Origin of the sequence: Loktanella sp. DJP18 (genome assembly GCF_049310965.1) — a bacterium.
Classification (GTDB): domain Bacteria; phylum Pseudomonadota; class Alphaproteobacteria; order Rhodobacterales; family Rhodobacteraceae; genus Loktanella.
Genome location: NZ_JBMERN010000021.1, coordinates 37187 through 63024 on the forward strand (window position 1 = coordinate 37187; position 25838 = coordinate 63024).

Consider the following 25838-nt stretch of genomic DNA (forward strand, 5'->3'; position numbering starts at 1 on the left):
CGTGTCCTCCCCAGACAGACTGTCGCGTCACGTGTGAAAAGGGCGCCGCACTTCGCATCGAAGGCGGCGCCCATTGGCGTCAGGGGGCGTGGCCGCGCCCCGCTGGCCGCGCGTTTATTCGGCGGGCTTGGCGATGCCGAACTCTTCGGGCGATGTCGTGGCCAGGCCCGCATCCTGCAACAGCCATGCGGTGTTCTGCTGCCAGGTGTCCAGGAACGCCTGCGCCTCTTCACCGCTGATGTTCATCATCGTGAACCCGCGGTCGTCCATCAGTTGCAGAAAGCCGGGGTTCTGGCTGGCCTGCGCATAGGCGTCCGTCAACTTGGCCACCACATCGTCCGGCGTGCCGGCCTTGACGAAGATGCCAAAGAACGGCCCCCAGGGCAGATAGGCCTCATAATCCGGGTTGGCGGACACGATGGTCGGCACGTCCGGCAGCTTGTCCGAGGCCACGGTGTCGAACAGCGCGATGGGCTTCATCGTGCCGGCGCGGATGCCTTCGATGGATGCACCCAGCACGGCGGGCATCACGTCGATGGCTCCGCCCTGCAACGCCGTCAGCGCCGGGCCGTCGCCGTCATAGGGCACCGCGATCACGTCGAGATCGCCCTCGACCGAGTCCATCATCGCGGTGATGACCGACGCCAGGCCGCCGGGTCCGGTCGAACCCAGCTTCAGCTCGCCCGGATTGTCGGCGATGTACTGCATCATGCCGGCGTAGTCGTCGAAGGGCACGTCGTTGTTGGCGACCAGAATCGGCGTGCCGCGTGCCAGCAGGTTGATCGCGGTAAAATCGGAGTAATCCTTGTCGCCAAGCCCCATGACCTTGTAAAGCAGCGGGTTTTCCGCGCCCATCAGCAGGGTGTAGCCGTCGGCCTCTGCGTCGGCCACGTAGTTCAGGCCAATGGCGCCCACGCCGCCGGTCATGTTCTGCATGACGACGGTGCCGCCCAGGATTTCCTCGGCGTGGGGCGTCACGGCACGCATGACCGTGTCGGTGGACCCGCCGGCCCCCCACTGGATGATGCCCTGGATTTCCTTCGTCGGATAATCCTGCGCCTGCGCGGCGGTCAGGCCAAGTGCGAGTGCCGAAACGGCACCCAGAATGATCGTCTTCATGTGAAGTTCTCCCTGGATGTTCCTGTGCAGGGCCTCCACCCCGCACGCTCGCCGATGCTTATGACCGCCAAGGCCCGGTAACGTCAAATGCCCATTTGTCTCGGGTATTAACCTCATGTTAATCGCGCGCCGGATTGTTCCAGTGGCCATGCGCCTCGGCCAGTTCCTTGCGGAATTGGCGGATCGTGAAGTCGGCAAAGTGCGACATGCTGCGCCCGGTCTTGGCGACAACGTAGATCGTGATCGGGGCCAGTTCCGCCAGCGGTCGCCGGACAAGGCCGGGCATATAGACCTCTGCCACGGAAAATTCGTCGATCAGCGCGACCCCCAGCCCGTGCCGCACAAGGCTGACGACCGTCTGCGCGAACCGACCACGCATGACGTAGCGCGGTTCGATCCCCGCATCGCGAAACGGCTTGGCCATGATCGCGCCGTAAGGATCGTCCGGCTCCACACCGATCAGCGGCTCCTGCGCCAGATCGGCGACGGTGACCTGCGCCTGCGCGGCCAGCTTGTGCCCGTCCGGCAGGATGGCCACCAGCCGCCCCTCGGCGATCGGCGTGCTGTCGATGCCGGGGTTGTCGACATGCGACGACATGATGACGAACTCGCCGCGTTCCAGCAGCAAGTAATCCAGCGTCTCCTCGATCTTGAGGATGTTGACGTCGATGAACAGGTCCGGACAAGCGCCGCGCACGTTGCGGATCGCGCGGTCGGCGATGAACTGCGCGACGGACGGGGCAGAGGCGAAGGACAGCCGCACATCCTCGCCCTTCTGCAAGGACCCCAGCGCCTGTTGCAGGTTCTCGACGCCCTTGTAGACCTGCCGGATCTGGTCAAAGACCGCACCCGCCTCGATCGAGGGCACGAACAGGCCGCCGCGCCGCTCGAACAGGCGGATGCCCAGCGAATCCTCGGTGTGCTTGATCAGGCGGCTGATGCCGGGGGCCGACACGCCAAGGTGTTCGGCCGCGCCGTTGATCGTGCCGCGCAGCATGACCGCGCGGATCACCTCGACCTGTCGCAGCGTGATGTCCCGCATCGCCTCCCCTTCCCCCCGGTCTGGATCAATTCCGCGGCGGCGACAGGAAACTGTGCGCAGCACCCGCGATGGCGTCCGGTGCCACGGACCGATCCTTCAACGCCACGCCCGATGTCGCCAGCCTGCGCGCCTGATCGTGCAGCCAAGCGAGCCGCCCCGCCGCCTGCGCAAAACCCAGACCGGCCGGGCGCACGTTGGAAATGCAGTTGCGTCGCGCATCCGTCAGTCCGACCTGCGGCGCAAAGGTAAAATAAAGTCCCAGCGAATCCGGCGAGGACAACCCCGGTCTTTCCCCGATCAGGACCAGCACCGCCTGCGCGCCCAGCCGCGCACCGACGTTGTCGCCCACCGCGACGCGGCCCTGTGTCACGATCACCGGCACCGAAAACCGCACCTGCGGCAGGGCCGCAACGAGTGCCGCAACCATCTGCGCCGCATGATCCTGCACGGCCCGGGACGACAGCCCGTCCGCGATGACCAGCGCAAGGTCCGGTGCGTCCATTGGCAAATCAATCCCGTCCGCCAGCCTGCGCCCCTTGTCCGGGTGGCGCAGGTAATCGGCGCGGTCAGTCGCCTGCGACGCGCAGACCACCGCAGGGGCCAGCCCCGCGACGGCACCCAGAACGGTCACAAGTCGCGTCACGTCCAGCGGCACATGCACCGCATCGCGCGCCTGCGCATGGGCCGACTGAAACGCCAGAAGCTCTGCCGTCGGCAGGCTGACGCCCGCCCGCCCCATGCCGATGCGCGCATCGGTAAAGGCCCGAAGCCGTCGCCAGGGATTGTCAGTGACACTCATGGCAGCGCCCGCGCAAAGCGGTCGGGCATCCCGTCGCCCAGCCGAAGGTCGCCGTCCATGATCCCCATGCGTCCCAACCAGGCCTCGAACTCCGGCGCGGGCTTCAACCCAAGCACCCGGCGCAGATAGAGGGCATCGTGGAACGACGTGGACTGGTAGTTCAGCATGATGTCGTCCGATCCCGGCACCCCCATGATGAAGCTGACGCCCGCCACGCCCAACAGCGTCATCAGCGTGTCGACGTCGTTTTGATCCGCCTCGGCGTGGTTGGTGTAACAGATATCGCAGCCCATCGGCAGGCCCAGCAGCTTGCCGCAGAAATGATCCTCCAGCCCCGCCCGCGCGATCTCTCGCCCGTCATACAGGTATTCCGGCCCGATGAAGCCCACGACGGTATTCACCAGCAGCGGATCGAAGTGCCTTGCCACGCCGTAAGCCCGCGCCTCGCAGGTCTGCTGGTCCAGCCCGTGATGTGCGCCCGCCGACAGGGACGACCCTTGCCCTGTCTCGAAGTACATGACGTTGCGCCCCACCGTGCCGCGGTTCAGCGATAGCGCCGCCTCCCGCGCCTCGGACAGATGCGCCAGCGTGAAACCAAAGGCGTCGTTCGTCGCCTCGGTCCCGCCAACGCTCTGGAACACGAGGTCGACCGGCGCGCCATTCTCGATGCAGTCCAGCGTGTTCGTCACGTGAGTCAGCACGCAGGATTGCGTCGGGATATCGTAGCCGTCGATGATGTCTGCCATCAGGTGCAGCAACCGCTCGGCCTGCCCCACGTTGTCGGTCGCCGGATTGATCCCGATGACCGCATCGCCCGCACCATACATCAGCCCGTCCAGAATCGAGGCCGCGATCCCGTTCACATCGTCCGTCGGATGGTTCGGCTGGATGCGCGTCGACAGCCGCCCCGGCAACCCGATGGTGCCGCGAAAGGCGGTCGTGATCCGGCATTTCTGGGCGACAAGGATCAGATCCTGATTGCGCATGATCTTGGCCACCGCCGCCGCCATTTCCGGTGTGATGCCGGGGCGCAATGCCGCCAGCGCTGCCGGCGTCGCAAGATCGCTCAGCAGCCAGTCGCGGAAATCGCCCACCGTCAGATGCGACACCGGCGCAAAGGCCGCGGCGTCGTGCGTGTCGATAATCAGCCGCGTCACCGCGTCAGCCTCGTAGGGAATCAGCGCATCGGTCAGAAAGGTCGCAAGCGGCACATCGGCCAGCACGATCTGTGCCGCCGCCCGCACCTGCGCCGTCCGTGCCGCGACCCCGGCAAGCCGGTCGCCTGCGCGGTCCGGCGTCGCCTGTGCCATGACCTGCGCCAATGACGCGAAGGCGTGCACATGGCCGCCGATGGTCGTGCGATAGCGGCTGGGCATGGTCCCGGTTCCCTTCGTTCCGCCGCATCCTACAGCGCGCGGGTCAAACGGAAAGACCCTGCACTGCATGACGCTTGCAATCATGCGCGCCGCCGTTAACGTCTTCACACGAATGTCATACGGCAGGGTTAACCGCTGCCCCCGTGCACTACCGCAATCATGATCGGAGCATCCCATGATCTCGAAAACGACCCTGCTGACGACCGCCAGCGTATTCTCGCTGCTGTCCGCACCGCTGGCACAGGCCCAGTCGATGGACGAACTCATCGCCGCCGCCAATGCCGAAGGCCGCCTGACCACCATCGCCCTGCCCCATGACTGGTGCGGTTATGGTGCCGTGATCGACGGCTTCAAGGCCAAATACCCCGAGATCGAGGTCAACGAGCTGAACCCCGACGCAGGGTCCGCGGACGAGCTTGAGGCGATCCGCGCCAACGTCGGCAACACCGGCCCGCAGGCCCCCGACGTGATCGACGTCGGCCTGTCCTTTGGCCCCGCCGCCCAGGAAGAAGGCCTGATCCAGCCCTACAAGGTCTCGACCTGGGACACGATCCCCGACGGTGCCAAGGATGCCGACGGCTATTGGTACGGCGATTACTACGGCGTCATGTCGTTCCTCGTGAACACCGATCTGGTGGACAACGTGCCGACCTCCTTCGCCGACCTGCTGAAGCCGGAATATGCCGGGGCCGTCGCTTTGGCCGGTGATCCGCGCGCGTCCAACCAGGCGATCCTGGCCGTCATGGCCGCCGGCATGTCGCGCGGTGCCGAACCGGGCGAGGCTGCTGCGCAGGCCGGTCTGGAATATTTTGCCGAGATGAACGCCGCGGGCAACTTCGTCCCCGTCATCGGCAAGGCCGGCACGCTGGCGCAGGGGACCACGCCCATCGTGATCCAGTGGGATTACAACGGACTTGCCGCCCGCGACACCCTGAACGGCAACCCCCCGGTCGAGGTCGTGGTGCCCTCGGACGCCGTCCTCGCCGGCGTCTATGTGCAGGCGATCAGCGCCCACGCGCCGCAGCCGAACGCGGCAAAACTCTGGATGGAATACCTTTATTCCGACGAAGGGCAGCTGGGCTGGCTCGCGGGCTACTGCCACCCGATCCGGTTCAACGATCTGGTCGCCAACGATGCCGTCCCGCAAGAGCTGATGGACGCCCTGCCGCCCGCGGAAGCCTATGAAGCCGCCGTGTTCCCGACGCTCGATCAGGTGAACGCGAACAACGCCGCAGTCGTCGCGGGCTGGGACTCGGTTGTGGGCGCAAACGTCCAGTAAGCCCTTGACATGACATGGCGTCTCCCGGACCACTCCGGGGGACGCAGTTCTGACCAGCGGGGCGCAATGGCGCGACATTCGGCGATCACGGCGACAGCGCAGAAGTGGGTGGGGATGGTCCCCTTCATGGCCTTCACGGGCCTGTTCCTGATCGCGCCGACCCTGTTCATCGTGATCGGTGCCTTCCGCACGCCCGCCGGTGGCTTCACCTTCCAGAACATCCTCGACCTCAACACCCCCTCGATCCTCAGCGCCTACTGGGTGTCGATCAAGGTCAGCTTCCTGTCCGCCCTGCTCGGCTGCCTGATCGGTTTCGCGATGGCGGCCGCAATGACGCTGGGCGGCATCTCCAACCGCGTCAGAAGCCCGCTGCTGACGTTCTCCGGCGTCGCCTCGAACTTTGCGGGCGTGCCGCTGGCCTTCGCCTTCATCGCGACCATCGGGCCTGCGGGCCTGATCACCATGTATCTGCGCACGGAATGGGGCATCAACCTGCGCATGTATGGCTGGAACCTGTTGTCCACCTGGGGCCTGATTGTCACCTACCTGTTCTTCCAGATCCCGCTGATGATCCTCATCATCACACCCGCACTCGAGGGGCTGAAGAAGGAATGGCGAGAGGCCGCGGAGATCCTGGGGGCCACCCGCCTGCAATACTGGCGCATGGTTGCCTTTCCGATCCTGTTCCCCTCGATCCTTGGCACGATGGCGCTCTTGTTCGCCAATGCCTTCGGAGCCGTCGCCACCGCCATCGCCCTGACGGGTCCGTCGCTGAACATCGCGCCGATCCTGCTTTATGCGCAGATCAGGGGCGACGTGCTGGGCAATCCGAACCTCGGTTACGCGCTGGCCTTCGGCATGATCGTCATCACCGGGGCCGCCAACACGCTCTATATCGTGCTGCGCCTGCGGGCCGAAAGGTGGCTGAAATGAACCGCATCGCGGCCTATGGCGTCATCCTTCTGGGCTGCCTCTATTTCCTGATGCCGATGATCGGGATGATGGAATTCTCGCTGTCGATGCGCAGGGGCGTCTATTCGCTGGACGCCTACCGCGTCGTGCTGGCCGATCCGCAGTTTCAGGCCACCTTCGTCTATTCGCTCGTCATGGCGCTGCTGACCATCGTCTTCGGCGTGCTGCTGGTCGTGCCGACCGCCTATTGGGTGCAGCTGAAAATGCCCGGCCTGCGGCCGGTGGTCGAATTCATCACCCTGCTGCCGCTGGTCATTCCCGCCATCGTCGTCGTCTTCGGCTACATCCGGCTTTACAACACCTCCAGCTTTCTGCCGCTGACGGGCAGCGTCACCGGCACGAACCTGCTGCTGATGTTCGGCTATGCCACCCTCGCCCTGCCCTACATGTACCGCGCCGTCGACACCGGCCTGCGCACCATCGACGTGGCAACCCTGACCGAGGCCGCGCAATCGCTAGGTGCCGGCTGGTTCCGCATCATGGCACAGCTAATCCTGCCCAACGTGCTGGGGGCCGTCCTGTCGGGCGCATTCCTGACGCTGGCCATCGTCGTCGGCGAATTCACCATGGCCGCCTTGCTGAACCGGCCCGCCTTCGGCCCCTACATGCAGATCCTCGGCGCCAACCGCGCCTATGAACCCGCAGCGCTCGCCGTCATCGCCTTTGCGATCACGTGGTTCTGCATGGGCCTGATCCAGTTGGTCGCCCGCCTCTCCAGACACAAAGGGGCGCAGTGATGGCCTTCCTCGACCTCTCTCACCTCGACAAGTCCTTCGGGGCCAACCACGTCGTCAAGGACTTCAACCTCGCGATCGAGAAGGGAGAATTCATTTCACTCCTCGGCCCCTCGGGCTGCGGCAAGACCACCGTGCTGCGCATGGTCGGCGGGTTCGAGGACCCCAGCGCGGGCACCATCACCATCGACGGTCAGGACGTCACCAACCTGAAGTCGAACCAGCGCAACATCGGCATGGTGTTTCAGGCCTACGCCCTGTTTCCCAACCTGACCGTCGCGCAGAACGTGGCCTTCGGGTTGAAGGTCGCTGGCGTGAGCAAGACCGAGACCGCCGACCGCGTGAAGGAGATGCTGTCCCTCATCGGCCTTGCCGATCTTGGCAACCGCTATCCCTTCCAGCTCTCGGGCGGGCAGCAGCAGCGCGTCGCACTGGCCCGCGCGCTGGCCGTCCGGCCCAAGGTGCTGCTGCTTGACGAACCCCTCTCGGCCCTCGATGCGAAAATCCGCACCAGCCTGCGGCGCGAGATCCGCAGCATCCAGCAACGGCTTGGCATCACCACGATCTTCGTGACCCACGATCAGGAAGAGGCGCTGTCGATGTCCGACCGCGTCGTCGTCATGACCCAGGGCCGCGCCGACCAGATCGGCACCCCGTACGAGGTCTACAATCGTCCCGCCACCCGCTTTGTCGCGGGCTTCGTCGGTACGCTGAACACGTTTCAAGCGACCGTCACCGACGCCGCCACCGGCACCGTGACGCTGGGCGGCCATCCTGTCGCGCTGAACCGTCCAGTGCAGGCCGCAGCGGGTGCGCCGATCACGCTGGCCATGCGTCCCGAATCCGCGACCCTCGGCCACGGCGACCCCGGCGACGTGACGCTGACCGGTCACATTTCCGAGGTGCAGTTCCTCGGTGCGATCATCCGCATCACCGCCGATCTGGGCCAGCAGGCCCTGACGCTCGATACCTTCAACCGCGCGCAGACCCCGCCGCCGGTGATCGGGCAAGAGGTCACGATCAGCCTGCCCCCCGACGGTCTGGTGGCACTGGTCGACTGAAGGCCACGACACCCTGCGCCGCATCGCGCTCGCCGGAATTGACGTTGGCCTTCCGCCGCCCGCAGTCCTAGGCTCGCCCCGGACAGACAGGGGGCGCGCATGACCTACGACTACATCGTCATCGGGGCGGGGTCCGCCGGGTGCCTGATGGCCAACCGCCTGTCCCGCGACCCCGCGAACCGAGTCCTGCTGCTCGAGGCGGGCAGGCGCGACACCTACCACTGGATTCACATTCCCGTCGGCTATCTCTACTGTATCGGCAATCCGCGCACCGACTGGATGTACCAGACCGCGCCCGACGCCGGCCTGAACGGCCGCACCCTGCGCTATCCGCGGGGCAAGACGCTGGGTGGCTGTTCGTCGATCAACGGCATGATCTACATGCGCGGCCAAGCCCGCGACTATGACAACTGGGCGGCGCTGACCGGCGACAAGGCATGGTCGTGGGACCGGTCCCTGACCGACTTCAAGGCGCATGAGGATCACTACAAGCTTGACCACGGGGCCGACCCCGCCACCGGCGACAACAGCCGGTTCTCCGACATGCACGGATCGGGCGGCGAATGGCGGATCGAAAAGCAGCGCCTGCGCTGGGACATCCTCGACAGCTTTGCAAAGGCTGCGACCCAGACCGGCATCGCGCCAACCGACGACTTCAACGCGGGCGATAACGCGGGCGTCGGCTATTTCGACGTGAACCAGCGGTCCGGCTGGCGCTGGAACACCTCCAAGGCGTTTCTACGCCCCGCGAAAAAGCGCGCCAACCTGACCGTCTGGACCGAGGCGCAGGTTGAAAGGCTGACCCTGACCCGCGACGACAGCGGCGCGTTGCGTTGCACCGGGGCCGTGGTGGACCGGGCGGGGCAGTCCACGCCCGTCGCCGCCGCGAAAGAAGTGATCCTCTGCGCCGGTGCGATCAACTCGCCGCAGATCCTGCAACTGTCAGGACTCGGCCCCGCGTCCGTTCTAAAGGCGCACGGCATCGACGTGGCGCTCGATGCCCCCGTCGGCCTGAACCTGCAGGACCACCTGCAAATCCGTGCCGTGTTCAAGGTCAAGGGCACCAGGACCCTCAACACCCTCGCGGCGACCCTGTTCGGCAAGGCGTTGATCGGCGCGGAATACCTGTTCCGCCGCACCGGCCCGATGAGCATGTCCCCCAGCCAGCTCGGGGCCTTCACCCTGTCCGACCCATCGCGCGCCCATCCCAACCTCGAATACCACGTCCAGCCGCTGTCCCTGGAGGCGTTCGGCGATCCGCTGCACGCCTTTCCGGCGATGACCGTCAGCGTCTGCAACCTGAACCCGACCAGCCGGGGACAGGTGCAGATCAGGTCGCGGGATTTCCGCGATGCGCCGCTGATCGCGCCGAACTACCTGTCCACCGCCGACGACCGCAAGGTCGCGGCCGACAGCCTGCGGCAGGTGCGAGAGATCATGGCCCAGCCCGCAATGGCCCCCTACGCGCCCGAGGAATACAAGCCCGGTCCGCAATACCAAAGCGACGCGGAGCTGGCCAAGCTGGCGGGAGATATCGCCAGCACGATCTTTCACCCGGTCGGCACGGTCCGCATGGGACACCCCGACGACCCTGCCGCCGTCCTCGACCCGCACCTGCGGGTCAAGGGCGTGGCGGGTCTGCGCGTCGTGGACGCCAGCGTCATGCCCGAGATCACGAGCGGCAACACCAACGCACCCACCCTGATGATCGCCGAAAAGGCCGCCGCCTGGGTGCTGGCGGGGGTCTGAGGCCCTGACAGATCAGGCCATCCGCCAGCCATAGGCGGGCAGGTCCGGCCTGTCCCGGTCGGTCAGGTTCGCCGCAAATGTCGTGTCACCCACCGCCAACACCGCCCGTCCCCCGTTCACGCGGGCTTCTTGCACGGTCTGCCTGGCAACGCGCGCCAGCGCCCGCAGCACCTGCGTGATCGGCCAGTCCGCCTCGGCCCCGCGCGGACCGTATAGTCCCGCCGGCGTCCAGACCTTCGCGCCCGCCGGGGCCAGTGCTGCAGCCAGCCCCAGCGCATAGGCCGCCCCGAACCGGGCCCGGTGGCGCGGGTCGTCGTCGGTCATGCACAGCCGTTCCGCGCCCGGATTGGGGATGGTGCGGCTGCCGTAGGGGTTCTGCCGCATCGCGATGGTCGCCGGTCCGATCCGCACCGCCCGGTCCCCCGCGATGTGCCGGGCCGAGGCCATGATCGCCGGCACTGCCTCCAGCGTCTCCATCACCGCGGCGTCGCCTGCGTCATGCACGATGGGGCACAAGCCGAACGCCACGAAGTCCAATAGGTCCATCGGCGGGCGCTTGCGGTTCAACTCAGGAAAGAAGCTGACCATGCCGCCGCCCCGGATCAACCCTGCAAAGGCCACCGCCGCCGCCGCGTGAATCGCCTCCAACGGTGGACAGTCCGGCCACTCCGACCCCGGCGGCGTCGATTGGCGGTCCACGGCTGGGCAGACAATCATGCTCGCTGGCGCAAACCCCGCCTGCGCCATCGCCACAGCGATCGCCTGCAGTTCCGCACCCGGGTCGCCCGCGCAGACCGCAACCAGTTCCAGATCGAAGGTCTGGGCGGGACAGACCGCCTGCGCCGCCGCAAAGGCCGCGCACTGCCCCGCCACATCGCCCAGCGTCGCATCCAGATGGCACAGCAGGCGCTGCGGTGCCACGATGTCCACATCCGCAGGCGACCCGGCCAGCCGCCGCGCGTCCTGCGGTGTGATGACCAGCGCCATGTCGGGGAACGGCGGCTGGGCGGCGCGTGGTGCCGGTGACACCACCACAGAGCGCGCCGCTTTCTGCCAGGTCAAGGTCACGCTCTGATCCAGCACCGCCTCCTCGTCGATCACATAGGGCCAAGGCCGCGCCAAGGGCCGGTTGTAGGTCTTGAACGACGCATCCCCCCACTGGCGCTGGTCCTCCATCTCGAAGGTGTCGCCCGCAAGGTCGCAGCGCAGCAGATGGCCGCCGACCCGGTGCGTCAGCGCCGCGATGTCCGTCACCGGTTGCCACGGCGCGATCAGACCCGGCCAGCGCGTCTCCTCGGTCGTGTCGTCGCCGTGCCTGACCGACAGCCATTGCCCCGCCACGTCCCGGATCGGATGCAGCACGGTGAACCCCGCGCGATTGGTCTCGAACCTGCCCCGCGCCCGGCCCACCGCCCGCATCGCCAGCCGGTCCGGCGTCACATCCACCGTGACCGCGACCTCCAGCACGCCCGGACCGTTCACATAGTGGGCCGTGTGGCGCATCTGCAGCCTTTCGCCGGACCGGTCCACATGCGCCCCCGTGATCTGCGGCACCAGCGTCCCCCAGTCCCGGTCGCGCACCAGAAACGCGATGCCGCGCACGGCCTCCTCCCCATGCAGCGCGATATGGCGCAGAGCCCCGCCCGCCAGCCCGAACGACCACGGCCCGCAGGCAAATGCCTCGACCGGCACCGGCGGCTCGTCGGTGCCGTAAAGGTCTCGCAAACGGCTCACAGGTCGGCCAGCGCGACACTGCGCCCCTCGGCCGCCGACAGATAGGCCGCCTCGACCAGCGCCAGCGTCGCCAGATTGTCGCGCCCGCTGGTCTGCGGTTCCGCCCCGGCCCGCACGCAATCGACAAAGTGCTGCTGGATGATCGCCACGCTTTCATGAATGGTGTGCCAGGGCACCTGCGCCCAGGGCAGCACGGGCGGCGACACGTCCCGCACGACGCCTTTGACGTGCAACGCATAGCCCACGTCCAGCCGCAGCGTGCCGGTCGTGCCGTCGATCTCCAGCAGCGTCTGCGGAAAGGTCTCCGGCACCCGGCGTGTGGCGTAAGAGCAGTCGACGACGCTCGTGGCCCCGCCCGCATGGGACAGCAGCATGGTCGCCACATCCTCGCCCCTGATGCGCGGATTGATCCGCCGGGTCGTCGCCGTGATCCGCTCCGCATCCCCCAGAAACGCCCGTGCGATATCCAGCACATGAATCCCCAGATCAGCGATGATGAACCGTTTGTCCTCGGCCAGATAGGGCTGACCGGCAAAGACGTCATGGCCCGACCGGAAACTGAACCGGCCAAAGAACGGCACCCCGATCTCGCCCGCCCGGACCGCCGCCAGCGCGGCCTGAATCGGCGATTGCCAGCGAAAGTTCTCGTGCACCATCAGGGTCTTGCCCGCCGCATTGCAGGCCGCGACCATCGCGCGCGCGTCCGCCAATGTTGGCGCAAAGGGCTTCTGGCAGATGACGTGACACCCGGCCCGCGCCGCGGCCTCGACCAGGGCGCGATGCGACCCGACGGTCGTGGCGATATCGACGAAGTCGAACCCGCCCGCCGCCAGCATCGCCTCTGCATCGGTGTCGGTCCGCAGGATACCGAAGGCCGCCGCCGTGTCGGACAGACGGCCCGCGTCGCGGTCGCACAGCGCCACGATCTCCACGCCATCGATATTACGCCAGGCGTGCAGCTGGTTCTGCGCAAAGAACCCGCAGCCGATCAAGGCACCCTTCATCATTGTCCTCCCCTTGGCGCGTCCCGCGCCTGCCGCACACTCAGCGCCCCATGTCGGTCCTTGGCAAGCCCCTGCCACCGACAATCGCCCCGGACAATCGCGCCTGACAATCGCACGGGACAATCGGACGCGGCCCTGCCTCACTTGCAGGTCCGGTCGTCCCGGCTATCTCAGTGCGATGGACAAGCCCCCCGCCCGCCCCGTCGCCGTGCCCGCCCATCGCCTTGTGCGACTGGGACATCTGTCCGCCATGACTGCCGGAGTCGCCGGCAACATGGCGCGGCACGGTCTGGCGCAGCTGGGGCGCGGCCAGCGACCCAGCTTTCGCGACCTGCTGCTGACCCCGTCTAACCTGACCCGCATCGCCGACCAGCTTGCCAAAATGCGCGGTGCCGCAATGAAGGTCGGGCAGCTCATGTCGATGGACACCGGCGACGTGCTGCCGCCGGAACTCGCGCAGATCATGGCCCGCCTGCGCGACGACGCCCATGTCATGCCGCCCGCGCAACTGCGCCGCGTGCTGGACGCCCAGTGGCCCAAGGGCTGGCTGGCGCAATTCCGCACCTTCGACGTCCGCCCCATAGCAGCGGCCTCCATCGGGCAGGTCCACCGCGCCGTGCTGCGTGACGGCACGGACCTTGCGATCAAGGTGCAATACCCCGGCATCTCGCGCAGCATCGACAGCGACATCGCCAACGTCGGCTCCCTGATTGCCCTGTCCGGCCTGCTGCCCAAGGGGCTCGACCTCGCTCCCTATCTGGCGCAGGCCAGCGCACAACTGCACGAGGAAACCGACTACGTCCGAGAGGCGGCTCAGCTGACCCGCAGCGCGGCGCTCCTCTCTGGCAGTCCACAGTTCGTCGTCCCACAGGTTCACGCGGCGCTGTCCACACCGCAGATCCTCGCCATGACCTACCTGCCCGGCACCCCGATCGAGGCTGCCGCCGAAGCCGATCCCGACACCCGCAACCGCATCGTCCGCGACCTGATCGCGCTGACCCTGCGCGAGGTCTTCGACTTCGGCTACATGCAGACCGACCCCAACTTCGCCAACTTCCGCGAACAGCGCGACAGGGGTCGCATCGCCCTGCTGGATTTCGGCGCGGCCCGCGACCTCGATCCGCGCGTGACCGGCCTCTACCGCGACCTGCTGCACGCCGGCCTGCGCGACGATGCCACGGCCCTCACCGCTATCGCGAACCGGATCGGCTTCATCGGCTCCGACACCGCCCCGCGCCACAGCGCGGCGATCGTCCACATGATGCAACAGGTTTTCGCCGCCCTGCGCACGCCCGGCCCCTTCGATTTCACCGACACCGCCCTGTCCCGCCAACTCCAGCGCGACGGCATGGCCTTGGCCGAGGACGGCTTAGTCCCGCCCCCCCTGCCCATCGACGTGCTGCTGCTGCAGCGCAAGTTCGGTGGCATCTTCCTTCTGGCCTCCCGTCTGGGCGCTCAGGTCGACATCATGGCGCTGCTGCGCGCCCATCTCGACCCGGAGTCCATTGCACCACGTTGACAGGGGACGGTGGGCGGGGCGCCTTGTCCGCGCCAGCGGGCAACAGCGTCGTCCCGCCGTGACGCAAACCGGGACGCTATCAATAAGAGGTCCCTCCCACCGGGACGCCACGGCGTCCGTACCCCGGCCTTTACCCCGGTCCGAAAATCCGTCAGGCCGGGGCCATGAAGATTACCACCCCCTTTCCCGATCCCCCGGCCCCCGGGACTGCCATCACCGTCGCCCCCGGCGTGCTCTGGATGCGCCTGCCGCTGCCGATGGCGCTCGATCACGTGAACGTCTACGCGCTCGACGACGGCGACGGATGGACGGTCATCGACACCGGCTTCGACAGTGGCAAGACCCGCGCACTGTGGGATGATCTGCTGGCCGGACCGCTGGCCGGCAAGCCCGTGACCCGCCTCGTCGTGACCCATCACCACCCCGACCACGTCGGCCTTGCGGGCTGGTTCATGGATCGCGGGACCGAACTCTTCATGCCGCGCACCGCCTGGCTGATGGCCCGGATGCTGACCCTCGACGCACAGGATACCCCCTCGCCGCAGCAGATCGCATTCTGGGAACGCGCCGGCATGGACGCCGAAACGCTCGCTCGTCGCCGCGCTGAAAAGCCCTTCAACTTCGCCGACTGCGTCCATCCGCTGCCGCTCGGCTTCACCCGCCTGACCGAAGGCGGCACGATCCGCATGGGCGGCCGCACGTGGGACATCCGCATGGGCGACGGCCATGCCCCGGAACATGCGACCTTCTGGTCCCGCGACGATGCCCTCGTGATCGGCGGCGACCAGCTGCTGCTCTCGATCAGCCCCAATCTGGGTGTCTACCCGACCGAGCCCGAGGCCGACCCCGTTGCCGACTGGATCGCCAGTTGCGAACGGTTCCAGCCCCATGCGCGCGCCGATCAGCTTGTCCTTGGCGGGCACAAGCTGCCCTACACCGGGCTGCCCCTGCGCCTGACCCAGATGATCGAGAATCATCACGCCGCCCTGACCCGCCTGCACGCCCATATCGCTGTGCCGCGCACCGCCGGCGACTGCTTTGCGCCGCTGTTCAAGCGGACCATCGGGCCTCAGGTCTACGGCCTCGCCATCGTTGAATCCGTGGCGCACCTGAACCACCTGCACCAGACGGGCCGCGCCACGCGCAAGCTCGGCCGCGACAATGCCTGGCATTTTCAGGCGATCCCCTGACACGACGTCGACCTGTGGGGGTGCAGGCGTCGCAATCCGCGATAGCGACCGGGACACAGCCTTCGGGCGACTGGACCGACGCCTTGCACGCGGGTCTTCACACCTTTGCGAAAGCGGCGCACTGTCGCAGGCCCGGCGGTGCGCAGGGGCGTGACAGGCGCGGTGCGATGGTCTAGGACAGCATCGAACCGATAGAAGGGACCGATCACATGGCAGACCACAAGCACGGCGAAATGGACGTCAGCGTTCAGGAAAAGACCTTTGACAGCTTCATCTGGTTCGTCTCGCGTGGCGCCATCGCGATCATCGTCTTCCTGATCTTCCTCGCGCTCGTCAACGGCTGATGATCTCGCGTCGGGCGCTGGTCTTCGGGCTGCCGCTGGCGGCGCTCGGGGCCTGTTCCGCGCCACAGACCTCCTCGCCGCCCGCGATGATCGCGACAAAGCGATTCGCCGGGCCCGGTCCCCGCGTGCTGACTCTGTTCACCATGCGCAGCACGTCCTCGAGTGGCGGCGCGCACAGCAGCCTGTTGATCGACGCGCCCAGCCAGCGGATCATCTTCGACCCCGCCGGCAGCTTCCGCCATTCCACGATTCCTGAACGCAACGACGTCCTCTTCGGCGTCACGCCAGATGTCGAGGCCTACTACGTCTCCTACCACGCGCGCGAAACCTACTACGTCCTCGCCCAGACGGCGCAGGTCAGCGACGCCGTAGCCGAACAGGCGGCGAGTCTTGCCCTGACCAACGGCCCCGTCGCGCGATCCTTCTGCACCACGGCCACCGCCCGGTTGCTGCGGCAACTCCCCGGCTTCGGCAGCCTGCCGCAGACGTTCTTTCCCAACACGCTGGCCAGTGCCTTCGGTGCGCTGCCGGGGGTCGCCGCCCGCGAATGGCGCGAGGACGATCCCGACAACAAGGCCCTCGCCCTGGCCGAGATCGCGATGCAGATCTGACGGCGTCGGCTACAGCAGCCCTGCGACGAACAACCCCGCATAAAGTGCGGCAAAGCCCGCGAGGATCGCCCAGATCACCTGACGCGTCCAAAGCCCGACCGCCAGCGCCACGACGGCCGCCGCCAAACGCACCGCATCCGGTTGTCCGCCCGTCGCGGCGGGCCACAGGACCAGCGGTGCCACCAGCCCCGGCAGCACCGCGACCGGCGTGTAACGCAACAGCCGCAGCACGATCCCCGGCATCGGCCGGTTGCCGATCAGTCCAAGGAATGAAAACCGGATCAGGAACGTGCCGACGGCCAGCACCGCGATGATTCCCCAGATCTGTGCCGTTGTATAACTCACGTCGTCCGTCCCTCCACCAGCACGCCGACGGTCATCGCACAGCCCGCCGCGATCAGCAGGCCGAACCCCGACGGCAACCCGATCAGCAGCAACGCCACCGCGACCGAGGTGCCCGCCGCCGCCACATGCGCCAGCGTCCGCAGCATCGGGGCCACCATCGCCAGAAACGTGATCGGCAGCGCGAAATCCAGCGCCATGGCGGGCGGGATCGTGGCCCCCACCAGAACGCCGACCGCCGTCATCCCGCACCAGATCGGCGTGATCGGCGTGGCGACGCCAAAGTAATAGGCGACGCGCTGACGCAAGGTCATCTCCGGCCGTTCCTCATAGGCCTTCACGCTGGCCAAATAGGTCTGATCGAACATCAGATAGGCCGCACAGGCGCGCTGCCACAGCGGCGCAGCCCCCAGATAAGGCACCAGTGCCGCCGAATACATCGCCATCCGCAGGTTCACCGCCAGGGCCGCCAGCAGCACCAAGGCTATTCCCGCATCGTCCATCATCATCTGCAAGGCCGCGAACTGCGAAGCCCCCGCGATGACCAGCACGGTGAACCCCATCGCCTGCCCCAGCGTCAGCCCTGCATCGGTCGCCGCCACGCCGAACAGCAGGGAAAAGGGAATCACCACGATCACGAAGGGCGATCCGTCCCGCAGCCCTTGCCAAAAGGCGGATTTCGCGGTGGCAGCGGTCATGGGTTTGGCCTAGCTTCGGGACTGAACACGCCTTGCCTACCCCCGCGCCTCAGGATTGACAATTGGCCCGCCTGACCGACACGCCCTATCTGATCGCGCCGCAGCCCGACCTGCCGCGGCTGACCCGCGCCGTCACGGGCACCGACCAGACCGGCGCCCCCGTCGACCTGCGCGTGGTCGAGGAACGGCCGCTGACGATCTACCTCAACAGCCGCGAGATCGTCACCGCCATGACGATCGGCGACTACCCGGCCTATCTGGCGCTGGGTTTCCTGCGCAATCAGGGGATGCTCTCGGACACCGACGTCGTCACCGGCGTCGACTACGACGCGGAACTCGAGGTCGTCGTCGTCCGCACGACAGTCGAGACGAACCACGAGGCGAAACTGCAAAAGAAGACCCGCACCTCCGGCTGTGCGATAGGCACCGTCTTCGGCGACATGATGGCGGGTCTCGACAACCTCGCGCTGCCGCAGACGCCGGTCCGGACCTCCGACCTCTACACCCTCGCCGCCACCATCAGCCGCACGCCCAGCCTTTACCTCGAGGCAGGGGCGATCCACGGCACCGTCCTGTGCCAGGGCGACACGCCGCTGGTCTACATGGAGGATGTCGGCCGCCACAACGCCGTCGACAAGATCGCCGGCTGGATGTTCGCCGAAGACATCACCCCCGCCGACAAGCTGCTCTACACCACCGGCCGCCTCACCTCCGAAATGGTGATTAAGACCGCCCTCATGGGAATCCCCACGCTCGTCTCCCGCTCCGGCTTCACCGCCTGGGGGGTCGAGATCGCGCAGCAGACAGGCCTCACCCTCATCGGCCGCATGAAGGGGCAGCGGTTCACCTGCCTTGCCGGCGACCACCGCCTGATCCGCGACGCCGATCCCGCCAGCATCCCCGAAGAGCCGCGCAAGCAAGGACGCAAGGCCGCCGAATGACCGATCCGATGACCACACGCCGCAGCCCTGCAGTCTCGTCTTCTTCTGGTCAGACATATCCCGGGGGGCGGCGCAGCCGCGGGGGCTGCGCCCCCTCCACGCCTGCCAGTCGCGCCACGCCCAGGGGACGGCGGGCGGGGCGCCTTTGCGCGCAGCGCAAACAGCGCCGCACGGTGTCCTCGTGATCCAGCCGCACGGCCTCATCCTGATGGGCGGCCGCGCGACCCGCATGGGGGGCGGCGACAAGGGGCTGCTGCCCCTGGGCGACACCACCATCCTCGGCCACGTGCTCGACCGCCTGACGCCGCAGGTCGACCGTCTGGCCCTGAACGCCAACGGCGACCCCGCACGCCTTGCCCACCTGCACCTGCCCATCCTGCCGGACAGCCTGCCCGATCACCCCGGCCCCCTTGCGGGCACCCTCGCAGGGCTCGATTGGGCCGCGTCGCTGGGGGCCACCCACATCGTCACCGCCGCCGCCGACACGCCGTTCCTGCCCTGCGATCTGGTCCCGCGCCTCCTGCTCGCGGGCGGCCCTGCCGGCTTCGCCCTTGCCGCCTCGCCGGGCGGCCGCCAGCCCACCTTCGGCCTCTGGCCCGTCAGCCTGCGCGACACCCTGCGCACGGCCCTTGCGGACGGTCTGCGCAAGATCGTCCAGTTCACCCGCGCGCATCATGCCGGCACGGCGGAGTTCCCGGACGACACGGCCTTCTTCAACGTGAACACCCCCGACGACCTCGCCACCGCGCGGGGCATGCTGTGAACATCTTCGGCGTCACTGGCTGGAAGAACGCCGGAAAGACCGGCCTGATGGAACGCCTCGTCACCGAGATCACCGCCCGTGGACTGACGGTCTCCACCCTGAAACACGCACACCACAGCTTCGACGTGGATCACCCCGGCAAGGACAGTCACCGTCACCGCATCGCCGGTGCCGCGCAGGTCCTGCTGGCCAGCCGCACCCGCTGGGCGCTGATGACAGAGCTGCGCGACACCCCCGAACCGCCGCTCACCGATCTGCTGGCCCGGCTCGATCCCGTCGATCTGATCCTCGTCGAAGGCTACAAGCGCGACACCCACCCCAAGATCGAGGCGCACCGCGCCGCCGCCGGGAATCCCCTGATCGCGCCGACCGATCCCACGATCCGTGCCATCGCCACCGACACACCGCTCACCCTCGACCGTCCGCAGTTCCACCTCGACGACACCGCCGCCATCGCCGACTTCATCCTGGGCCACCTCGGCCTGCCGCCCGCACGATGAGCTTCGATACCGTCATCATGGTCGACTGGTCCGGCGGCCGCGACCGAGGGGCCACCCCCAAGAAGGACGCGATCTGGACCTGCATCGCCCGCGATGGCGCGGCAGAGGCCCCGCTTTATCACCGCAACCGTCAGGTCGCGGAAACCTGGCTGCGCGATACCCTCGCGGCAGAGCTTGCCGCAGACCGCCGCACCCTCGTGGCCTTCGACCTCTGCTTCGCCTACCCCGCAGGCTTTGCCGCGCAGCTGACCGGCTCCGACGACCCCCTTGCCCTCTGGGACTGGTTCGCGGACCGGGTCATCGACACGCCGGACGCCAACAACCGCTTCACCCTCGCCGGACAGATCAACGCCCTGTTCCCCGGCACCGGGCCGTTCTGGGGCAACGGACGCCCCGGCCACGATGTCGATCATCTGCCGCGCAAGGGCCGCGACCGCACAGGCCACGGCCTGCCCGAACACCGCGCGACCGACCGCGCGGCCCCCGGTGCCTTCTCGCCCTGGCAACTGTCCGGGGCCGGGGCGGTCGGCGGTCAGGTCATCATGGGCCTGCCGACGCTCGCGCGCCTGCGCCACCACTTCGGCCCGGACCTCTCGGTCTGGCCGTTCCAGTCGCCGGACACGTCCATCGTGCTGGCGGAAAGCTACTTCTCCCTCCTGCCGGCACGGCTGCTCACCGATCACCCCATCCGCGACGCGGCGCAGGTCTCGCTCTACGCCCGCGCCTTCTCGGCCCTCACCGATGCGGAATGGCGGACCGTCCTGGCCGTCGATCCCACGCCCGAGGGTTGGGTGCTTGGCCTCGGCCATGCCGCCTTGCTGCAAAAGGCCGCAAATCCAGTCCTCACCCCGCCGCCCTTGCGCAACGATTGCTTCGCCATGCCGCAGGGCGCGCACTGGACCCCCGTGGACCAGGCCCTCGCACACCTTCAAAGCCACCTCTCCTCCGTCACCGGCACCGAGGATATTGCCCTCGCCCACGCCGCTGGCCGCATCCTCGCCGCCCCCGTGACCGCCGCGCGCAGCCACCCGCCGCACGCCAATGCCGCCGTCGACGGCTATGCCTTCGCGGGACCGCTGCCCGAAGGGTCCCACACCCTGCCCCTGCACCCCGGCCGTGCCGCCGCCGGCCAGCCCTTCGCCGGAACCGTTCCGCCCGGCCATGCGATCCGCATCTTCACCGGCGCCAACATCCCCGCCGGCACCGATACCGTCGTCCTGCAAGAGGACACGACTGCCGGTGCCGCCCACATCGCACTGCACGGCCCGCTGAAACAGCGCGCCAACGCGCGCCGCGCCGGTGAAGACTTGACGGCGGGCGAAGCCGTTCTGCCTGCCCGCCACCGCCTGACCCCCGCCGACCTTGCCACCCTCGCCGCCTGCGGCACCGCGCAGGTCACGGTCCACAGGCCCCTGCGCGTCGGCGTCCTGTCCACGGGCGACGAACTCCGCGCCCCCGGGGACCCGGCGACCGATGGCCAGATTTACGACGCCAACCGCGCCATGCTGCTGGCCGACATCGCCCGCTGGGGACATCAGCCCATCGACCTCGGCATCGCCCCCGACGACCGCCCGACCCTGCGCGGCATTCTCGATGCCGCCGCCGCCCGCTGCGACGCGATCCTGACCTCGGGCGGGGCCTCTGCCGGCGACGAAGACCACATGTCAGCGCTCCTGCAAGGCACCGGCACCCTCGCCCTGTGGCGCATCGCGATGAAACCGGGCCGCCCGCTGGCGCTCGGCCTCTGGGCCGATACACCCGTCTTCGGCCTGCCCGGCAACCCGGTCGCGGCACAGGTCTGCGCCCTGATCTTCGCGCACCCGGCGCTTGCCTTGCTGGCCGGGGCCAACTGGCCCACTCCGCAGGGCTACCGTTTGCCCGCTGCCTTCACGAAGTCGAAAAAACCGGGCCGCCGCGAATTCCTGCGAGCCCGCATCACCGATGGCGCGGTCGAGGTCTTCCCGTCCGAAGGCTCCGGCCGGGTCTCCGGCCTGTCATGGGCGACGGGTCTGGTGGACCTGCCCGACGATGCCGCCCGGATCACGCCCGGAACCCCCGTCACCTACATCCCCTTCACCAGCTTCGGCCTGTGAGGATCGCAACCGGCCTCCCCGCCCACCTGCGCGCGCCTGCCGCCGCACTTTATTGGGAGGCCTTCGGCGCGAAACTCGGCCGCGTCCTTGGTCCCGACACGCAGGCGCTTGCGTTCATCGCAAAGGCCATCGATCCCAGCCACGTCATCTGCGCCACCGCCCCCGACGGCAGCCTTCTGGGCGTCGCAGGCTTCAAGACCCACCGCAGCGCCTTCGTCGCGGGCAGCCTGCCGCTGCTGGCGGAGATCTATGGCTGGCCCGGCGCGCTCTGGCGCAGCGCCGTGCTGACCCTGCTGGCCCGCGACACCGAAAACACCTGCTTCGTGACCGATGGCATCGCCGTCGCGCGCCACGCCCGCAATCGCGGCATCGGCACCGCCCTGATAGAGGCGCTGAGCGCCGAGGCGCGGGCGCGCCGCTACCCCGCCCTGCGCCTCGATGTCGTGGACAGCAATCCGCGCGCGCAGGCTCTCTACACTCGCCTCGGCTTCACCGTGGCCAAGACCACGTCCATCGGCCCGCTCCGACACATCTTCGGCTTCCGGCAGACGATCACCATGACCCGCCCGGTCTGACCTTCTTCTGGTCGAAAATATCCCGGCGGTGTGGGGGCTGGCCCCCACCTTCGTTCCGGATTTGCGCGCAGGATTACCCCGCTCCGATCAGCGCACCGGCGCCAAAGACCAGCGCGCCGCCGACCACCACCTGAAACGCGGCCCGCAGGAACGGCGTCTGCATGTAGCGGTTCTGGATCCAGGCGATCGCCCACAACTCCACAAAGACCACGACCATCGCAATGATCGTCGCGGTCCAGAAATCCGGGATCAGATAGGGCAGCGCATGGCCCAGTCCCCCCAGCGTCGTCATCACCCCCGCCGCGATCCCGCGCTTGATCGGCGACCCGCGCCCCGAAATCGCGCCGTCGTCCGATGCCGCCTCGGTAAAGCCCATCGAGATGCCCGCGCCGATGCTCGCCGCCAACCCCACCAGGAACGTCGTATGCGTGTCCTGCGTCGCGAATGCGGTGGCAAAGATCGGTGCCAGCGTGCTGACCGACCCGTCCATCAGCCCGGCCAACCCCGGCTGCACCCAGGTCAGCACGAACTGCCGATGCGCTGCCGCTTCCTCCTCGGTCCGCGCCGCGGAGCCCAGGTTGCGCTCGATCAGCTGATCGGCCTTTTCCACATGCCCGCTTTCGGCCTGCGCCAGATCGCCCAGCAACTTGCGCGTGTCCGCGTCCGACGTCGCCTGCGCCGCCGCGTGATAGAACCGCGCCGCGTCCCGCTCCATCTGGCCCGCTTCCTCGCGAATGCGTGCCAGCCCCAGGTTTTGCGTCAGCCAGACCGGACGCCGCGCATAAAAGCCCGACACATGCTCGCGCCGGATCAGTGGGATGACGTTGCCGAAACGCTTCTGGTGCAGGTCGATCAGCCGGACCCGGTGCTGGTCCTCCTCCTCGGCCATGCCGTCGAACACGGCACCCGAAGCGGGATACTCCGCCCGCAGCATCTCGGCATAGCTGCGATAGATGCGTCCGTCGTCCTCCTCGGACGAGATGGCAAGCGCCAGCACTTCCTGCTCGCTCAGGTCAGAGAATCGGCGTCGGTTGGCAAACCCCGGGATCATGGCGCGGCACCTTGTTTAGAACCATTCCAAACTAGCGGAATTCACCGTCCTTGCAAGGCCCTCTGCACCCTAGTCCAGCCGGCGCACGTCCAGATGGTTTCCGCCCTGCCGCTGGGCCACCTCGAACCGGCCCGACTTGCGCAAGAGATCCGACAGTTTTGCGCTGCCGTAGGTGCGCGGGTCGAACTCCGGGTTGGCACTGACCAGATACTGCCCCAACTGTCCGAGCGAGAACCAGTCGCCGTCCGGGTCGATGCTGTTCATCGCCGAGATCACCAGCGGCACGACCTTGCTGGGCTGTTCCTTGGTATTCGCCTCGCTGACCTGCGGCGCGCGGGTCGAGGGCACACCTTCGGCCACAGGCTCCGCCCCGTCGGACCCCAGATTCTCGACAAAGATGAACCGCTTGCACGCCCGCCGGAACGCATCCGGCGTCTTCTTCTGACCGATGCCGTAGACATCCAGCCCCTGTTCGCGAATGCGACTGGCGAGCGAGGTGAAGTCGCTGTCCGAACTCACCAGCACGAAGCCCTGGAACCGCCCGGTGTGCAGCAGGTCCATCGCGTCGATCACCAGCGCGATGTCGCTGCTGTTCTTGCCGGTCGTATAGGCCGGGCTTTGCTGCGGGTTCAGCCCGTGTTCCAGCAGCACCTTGTTCCAACCGCCCAGTTGCGGCGACGCGAAGTCTCCGTAGATGCGGCGCACCGAGGCCTCTCCGAAACTCGCCACCTCCTCAAAGATCGCGGCGGCGAACTTGGGGCTGGTGTTGTCGGCGTCGATCAGCACGGCCAGCAAGGGGCGACGGTCGGGCATGGCGTGGTCCTTTCAGGTTTTCCCTGACCTAGCGCAGGCCGAAGGCCGCGACCACCCCGCCGGTGATCGCATATAACGATGGTCAAGCAGCCACCTCGCCGCGTATGTCTGCACCATCGTTGTCAGGCCACGGACCCCGCGCAATGCTCCGACGTAAGCTCAGCGAATTTGATCTGGTCGACGATCTGGCCGGAAGGCTGCCGCGACTGGTCGTGCAGGCCGGATTCGGCCTGCTGTGCTTTCTGGCGGCCCTCGTGATCCGGGCGCTGATCGACATGTTCGCCTACGGGGCCGGCCCGTTCTCTCTCATCTACCCGGCGATCATGATCGCGACCCTCTACGGGCGTTGGCAGGCCGGGGTCGTCACCTACCTGCTGTGCTTTCTGCACGCCTGGTATGTCGTGCTGCCTGTCGTCTATTCGTTCCGCTTTGCCGAACTGGGCGATCCGTCGCGCACCTTCGTGAATGGCGTGGCCGCCCTCTTCATCCTCTTCTTCGCCGAGGTCTTCCGGTCCGCCGTCCGCCGCGCGCGGCAAGAGCGCAACCGTGAAATCACCGTGCAGAACCTGTTGATGCGCGAACTCGAACACCGCACCAAGAACAACTTCGCGATGGTGTCTTCCTTGCTCTCGATGCAGCAGCGCCGCACGACCTCGGCAGAGGCGCGCGCCGCCCTCATGTCCGCTGCGACCCGGGTGCAAAGCTTTGCCGCGATCCACCAGACGATCTACACGACCGACCACTACAGCGGCGACGTGACCCTGCAACACTACTTCACGCCCCTGGTGCGCGAACTGGAACGCGGGTTGTTCGACGGGCACCGCGTCACCATCACGCTCGACTGCGATCCGGTCTCCGTCAACCGCGACCGCGCCCTGGCCCTTGGCCTGATCCTCAGCGAGCTTGTGACGAACGCGGCGAAACACGCCTTTCCCGACGAACGGGCCGGCACCATCGCCGTGACCTACCGCCAGCCAGAGGACGGCCCTTGGCGAATGACTGTCCACGACGACGGCACCGGCATGACGGCCAGCGACACGGACGCCGACCCGGCGGGCTCCGGCCTCGGCAAGGTTCTGATGTCCAGCTTCGCCGAAACCGCCGGCGGCCGGATCGTGGTGGACGCCGTCGCCACCGGCACCAGCATCAGCCTCGTGGAGGCGGCGGACTGACCGGCTCTGGAACTGGCGCGGCAGAAGAAAACACCGAGGGTGTCGGAGGTCCGGTGAGCGGGACAAAGCCGACATTGGAGATGCATGTCGGAACATATACGAGAACTCATAAGTTTCTTTAACTCAGAGGTAAGCCGTGGCGGAGAAAGCTAATCACCACTATGTTCCCCAACTCTATTTGCGGAACTTTGCGGATGGATTAGGCCGCAAAGCACGGGTCTTCACTTTTGATTCCTCCACCAACGAGGCCTTTAAGACCTCAGTCCGAAATGTGGCAAGCAAGAGGCATTTCAATCGCGTAGAGATCGATGGCGTCGATCCAAACTATTTGGAAGATGGTCTCGCGGAGATGGAGGG

At 67.4% G+C, this 25838-nt stretch carries 26 protein-coding genes; 16 read left to right on the plus strand and 10 right to left on the minus strand.

The genetic code is table 11. The features are described 5' to 3' along the window. Positions 1-114: 114 nt before the first annotated feature. The 4 genes from ACOI1H_RS08595 to ACOI1H_RS08610 all read right to left on the minus strand — a co-directional run bounded on the left by ACOI1H_RS08595 (position 115) and on the right by ACOI1H_RS08610 (position 4336). Positions 115-1119 (minus strand): Bug family tripartite tricarboxylate transporter substrate binding protein, encoded by a 1005-nt coding sequence (locus tag ACOI1H_RS08595; RefSeq protein WP_422436669.1) that lies wholly within the window; start codon positions 1117-1119, stop codon positions 115-117. A gap of 118 nt (positions 1120-1237) precedes the next feature. Then, positions 1238-2161, minus strand: coding sequence for a LysR family transcriptional regulator (locus ACOI1H_RS08600; RefSeq protein ID WP_422436671.1), 924 nt, complete (start codon positions 2159-2161; stop codon positions 1238-1240). A gap of 25 nt (positions 2162-2186) precedes the next feature. Further along, positions 2187-2960 (minus strand): ethanolamine ammonia-lyase subunit EutC, encoded by a 774-nt coding sequence (eutC, locus tag ACOI1H_RS08605; RefSeq protein ID WP_422436672.1) that lies wholly within the window; start codon positions 2958-2960, stop codon positions 2187-2189. Further along, positions 2957-4336: an ethanolamine ammonia-lyase subunit EutB gene (locus ACOI1H_RS08610; protein WP_422436673.1), complete on the minus strand. Its 1380-nt coding sequence runs from the start codon at positions 4334-4336 to the stop codon at positions 2957-2959. The genes eutC and ACOI1H_RS08610 overlap by 4 nt, the downstream gene beginning before the upstream one ends. 175 nt (positions 4337-4511) lie before the next feature. Here ACOI1H_RS08610 and ACOI1H_RS08615 point away from each other — a divergent pair, with 175 nt between their 5' ends. From ACOI1H_RS08615 to ACOI1H_RS08635, 5 genes are all read left to right on the plus strand, one after another. Continuing rightward, positions 4512-5615 (plus strand): ABC transporter substrate-binding protein, encoded by a 1104-nt coding sequence (locus tag ACOI1H_RS08615; RefSeq protein WP_422436675.1) that lies wholly within the window; start codon positions 4512-4514, stop codon positions 5613-5615. A 66-nt stretch (positions 5616-5681) separates the two neighbouring features. Further along, positions 5682-6548 (plus strand): ABC transporter permease, encoded by an 867-nt coding sequence (locus ACOI1H_RS08620; protein WP_422436704.1) that lies wholly within the window; start codon positions 5682-5684, stop codon positions 6546-6548. Continuing rightward, positions 6545-7324, plus strand: coding sequence for an ABC transporter permease (locus tag ACOI1H_RS08625; protein WP_422436676.1), 780 nt, complete (start codon positions 6545-6547; stop codon positions 7322-7324). Before ACOI1H_RS08620 ends, ACOI1H_RS08625 begins: the two co-directional genes overlap by 4 nt. After that, positions 7324-8382, plus strand: coding sequence for an ABC transporter ATP-binding protein (locus ACOI1H_RS08630; RefSeq protein WP_422436677.1), 1059 nt, complete (start codon positions 7324-7326; stop codon positions 8380-8382). Before ACOI1H_RS08625 ends, ACOI1H_RS08630 begins: the two co-directional genes overlap by 1 nt. A 99-nt stretch (positions 8383-8481) precedes the next feature. Further along, positions 8482-10131, plus strand: a complete 1650-nt coding sequence (locus ACOI1H_RS08635; protein WP_422436679.1) for a GMC family oxidoreductase — start codon at positions 8482-8484, stop codon at positions 10129-10131. Between the two features lie 12 nt (positions 10132-10143). On the opposite strand, the gene ACOI1H_RS08640 is transcribed toward ACOI1H_RS08635, so the two are convergent. Beyond that, positions 10144-11865 (minus strand): hypothetical protein, encoded by a 1722-nt coding sequence (locus ACOI1H_RS08640; protein ID WP_422436680.1) that lies wholly within the window; start codon positions 11863-11865, stop codon positions 10144-10146. Further along, the gene (locus ACOI1H_RS08645) at positions 11862-12872 is read right to left on the minus strand and encodes a Gfo/Idh/MocA family protein (RefSeq protein WP_422436681.1); all 1011 of its coding nucleotides are present in this window, start codon (positions 12870-12872) and stop codon (positions 11862-11864) included. The genes ACOI1H_RS08640 and ACOI1H_RS08645 overlap by 4 nt, the downstream gene beginning before the upstream one ends. Positions 12873-13047: 175 nt before the next feature. On the opposite strand from ACOI1H_RS08645, the gene ACOI1H_RS08650 reads away from it, so the two are divergent. The 4 genes from ACOI1H_RS08650 to ACOI1H_RS08665 all read left to right on the plus strand — a co-directional run bounded on the left by ACOI1H_RS08650 (position 13048) and on the right by ACOI1H_RS08665 (position 16533). Next, entirely contained in the window at positions 13048-14388 is a 1341-nt protein-coding gene (locus ACOI1H_RS08650) for an ABC1 kinase family protein (protein WP_422436682.1), read from the plus strand. A 164-nt stretch (positions 14389-14552) separates the two neighbouring features. Continuing rightward, positions 14553-15578 carry an MBL fold metallo-hydrolase gene (locus ACOI1H_RS08655; protein WP_422436683.1) on the plus strand — a complete coding sequence of 342 codons (1026 nt, stop codon included), beginning with the start codon at positions 14553-14555 and terminating at the stop codon, positions 15576-15578. Positions 15579-15787: 209 nt separating this feature from the next. Then, entirely contained in the window at positions 15788-15922 is a 135-nt protein-coding gene (locus ACOI1H_RS08660; RefSeq protein WP_422436685.1) for an aa3-type cytochrome c oxidase subunit IV, read from the plus strand. Further along, positions 15922-16533: a hypothetical protein gene (locus ACOI1H_RS08665; RefSeq protein ID WP_422436687.1), complete on the plus strand. Its 612-nt coding sequence runs from the start codon at positions 15922-15924 to the stop codon at positions 16531-16533. Before ACOI1H_RS08660 ends, ACOI1H_RS08665 begins: the two co-directional genes overlap by 1 nt. Positions 16534-16542: 9 nt before the next feature. Here ACOI1H_RS08665 and ACOI1H_RS08670 read toward each other — a convergent pair whose 3' ends face one another. Beyond that, positions 16543-16878, minus strand: a complete 336-nt coding sequence (locus ACOI1H_RS08670; protein ID WP_422436688.1) for an AzlD domain-containing protein — start codon at positions 16876-16878, stop codon at positions 16543-16545. Next, on the minus strand, positions 16875-17573 hold the full coding sequence (locus ACOI1H_RS08675) for an AzlC family ABC transporter permease (RefSeq protein ID WP_422436689.1): 699 nt from the start codon (positions 17571-17573) through the stop codon (positions 16875-16877). The genes ACOI1H_RS08670 and ACOI1H_RS08675 overlap by 4 nt, the downstream gene beginning before the upstream one ends. 62 nt (positions 17574-17635) lie before the next feature. On the opposite strand from ACOI1H_RS08675, the gene ACOI1H_RS08680 reads away from it, so the two are divergent. The 5 genes from ACOI1H_RS08680 (at position 17636) to ACOI1H_RS08700 (ending at position 22445) form a co-directional block, all read left to right on the plus strand. Continuing rightward, complete coding sequence (locus ACOI1H_RS08680) at positions 17636-18514, plus strand: formate dehydrogenase accessory sulfurtransferase FdhD (RefSeq protein ID WP_422436691.1); 879 nt, start codon at positions 17636-17638, stop codon at positions 18512-18514. A 181-nt stretch (positions 18515-18695) separates the two neighbouring features. Next, the gene (gene mobA / locus ACOI1H_RS08685; RefSeq protein WP_422436692.1) at positions 18696-19277 is read left to right on the plus strand and encodes a molybdenum cofactor guanylyltransferase MobA; all 582 of its coding nucleotides are present in this window, start codon (positions 18696-18698) and stop codon (positions 19275-19277) included. Beyond that, positions 19274-19777: a molybdopterin-guanine dinucleotide biosynthesis protein B gene (gene mobB, locus ACOI1H_RS08690; protein WP_422436693.1), complete on the plus strand. Its 504-nt coding sequence runs from the start codon at positions 19274-19276 to the stop codon at positions 19775-19777. The genes mobA and mobB overlap by 4 nt, the downstream gene beginning before the upstream one ends. Continuing rightward, a complete protein-coding gene (gene glp / locus ACOI1H_RS08695; RefSeq protein WP_422436695.1) occupies positions 19774-21870 on the plus strand; it encodes a gephyrin-like molybdotransferase Glp in 2097 nt (698 codons plus the stop codon). The genes mobB and glp overlap by 4 nt, the downstream gene beginning before the upstream one ends. After that, complete coding sequence (locus ACOI1H_RS08700; RefSeq protein WP_422436696.1) at positions 21867-22445, plus strand: GNAT family N-acetyltransferase; 579 nt, start codon at positions 21867-21869, stop codon at positions 22443-22445. Before glp ends, ACOI1H_RS08700 begins: the two co-directional genes overlap by 4 nt. A 73-nt stretch (positions 22446-22518) precedes the next feature. On the opposite strand, the gene mbfA is transcribed toward ACOI1H_RS08700, so the two are convergent. Both mbfA and ACOI1H_RS08710 read right to left on the minus strand, forming a co-directional pair. After that, positions 22519-23496 (minus strand): iron exporter MbfA, encoded by a 978-nt coding sequence (gene mbfA / locus ACOI1H_RS08705; RefSeq protein ID WP_422436698.1) that lies wholly within the window; start codon positions 23494-23496, stop codon positions 22519-22521. A 69-nt stretch (positions 23497-23565) separates the two neighbouring features. Further along, positions 23566-24309, minus strand: a complete 744-nt coding sequence (locus ACOI1H_RS08710) for an NYN domain-containing protein (protein WP_422436700.1) — start codon at positions 24307-24309, stop codon at positions 23566-23568. Positions 24310-24452: 143 nt separating this feature from the next. Here ACOI1H_RS08710 and ACOI1H_RS08715 point away from each other — a divergent pair, with 143 nt between their 5' ends. Beyond that, complete coding sequence (locus tag ACOI1H_RS08715; protein ID WP_422436702.1) at positions 24453-25481, plus strand: sensor histidine kinase; 1029 nt, start codon at positions 24453-24455, stop codon at positions 25479-25481. Between the two features lie 136 nt (positions 25482-25617). Further along, positions 25618-25838, plus strand: a 221-nt coding sequence (locus ACOI1H_RS08720) for a DUF4238 domain-containing protein (RefSeq protein ID WP_422436703.1), incomplete at its 3' end; no start/stop codon positions are given.

Coding starts and splice junctions, on each gene's coding strand:
- ACOI1H_RS08650 (WP_422436682.1), top strand. CDS start 13,048: ATGGACAAGCCCCCCGCCCGCCCCGTCGCCGTGCCCGCCCATCGCCTT.
- ACOI1H_RS08645 (WP_422436681.1), bottom strand. CDS start 12,872: ATGATGAAGGGTGCCTTGATCGGCTGCGGGTTCTTTGCGCAGAACCAG.
- ACOI1H_RS08630 (WP_422436677.1), top strand. CDS start 7,324: ATGGCCTTCCTCGACCTCTCTCACCTCGACAAGTCCTTCGGGGCCAAC.
- mbfA (WP_422436698.1), bottom strand. CDS start 23,496: ATGATCCCGGGGTTTGCCAACCGACGCCGATTCTCTGACCTGAGCGAG.
- ACOI1H_RS08600 (WP_422436671.1), bottom strand. CDS start 2,161: ATGCGGGACATCACGCTGCGACAGGTCGAGGTGATCCGCGCGGTCATG.
- ACOI1H_RS08655 (WP_422436683.1), top strand. CDS start 14,553: ATGAAGATTACCACCCCCTTTCCCGATCCCCCGGCCCCCGGGACTGCC.
- ACOI1H_RS08615 (WP_422436675.1), top strand. CDS start 4,512: ATGATCTCGAAAACGACCCTGCTGACGACCGCCAGCGTATTCTCGCTG.
- ACOI1H_RS08635 (WP_422436679.1), top strand. CDS start 8,482: ATGACCTACGACTACATCGTCATCGGGGCGGGGTCCGCCGGGTGCCTG.
- ACOI1H_RS08610 (WP_422436673.1), bottom strand. CDS start 4,336: ATGCCCAGCCGCTATCGCACGACCATCGGCGGCCATGTGCACGCCTTC.
- ACOI1H_RS08595 (WP_422436669.1), bottom strand. CDS start 1,119: ATGAAGACGATCATTCTGGGTGCCGTTTCGGCACTCGCACTTGGCCTG.
- ACOI1H_RS08665 (WP_422436687.1), top strand. CDS start 15,922: ATGATCTCGCGTCGGGCGCTGGTCTTCGGGCTGCCGCTGGCGGCGCTC.
- ACOI1H_RS08620 (WP_422436704.1), top strand. CDS start 5,682: ATGGCGCGACATTCGGCGATCACGGCGACAGCGCAGAAGTGGGTGGGG.
- ACOI1H_RS08710 (WP_422436700.1), bottom strand. CDS start 24,309: ATGCCCGACCGTCGCCCCTTGCTGGCCGTGCTGATCGACGCCGACAAC.
- ACOI1H_RS08675 (WP_422436689.1), bottom strand. CDS start 17,573: ATGACCGCTGCCACCGCGAAATCCGCCTTTTGGCAAGGGCTGCGGGAC.
- ACOI1H_RS08715 (WP_422436702.1), top strand. CDS start 24,453: ATGCTCCGACGTAAGCTCAGCGAATTTGATCTGGTCGACGATCTGGCC.
- ACOI1H_RS08660 (WP_422436685.1), top strand. CDS start 15,788: ATGGCAGACCACAAGCACGGCGAAATGGACGTCAGCGTTCAGGAAAAG.
- ACOI1H_RS08625 (WP_422436676.1), top strand. CDS start 6,545: ATGAACCGCATCGCGGCCTATGGCGTCATCCTTCTGGGCTGCCTCTAT.
- glp (WP_422436695.1), top strand. CDS start 19,774: ATGAGCTTCGATACCGTCATCATGGTCGACTGGTCCGGCGGCCGCGAC.
- eutC (WP_422436672.1), bottom strand. CDS start 2,960: ATGAGTGTCACTGACAATCCCTGGCGACGGCTTCGGGCCTTTACCGAT.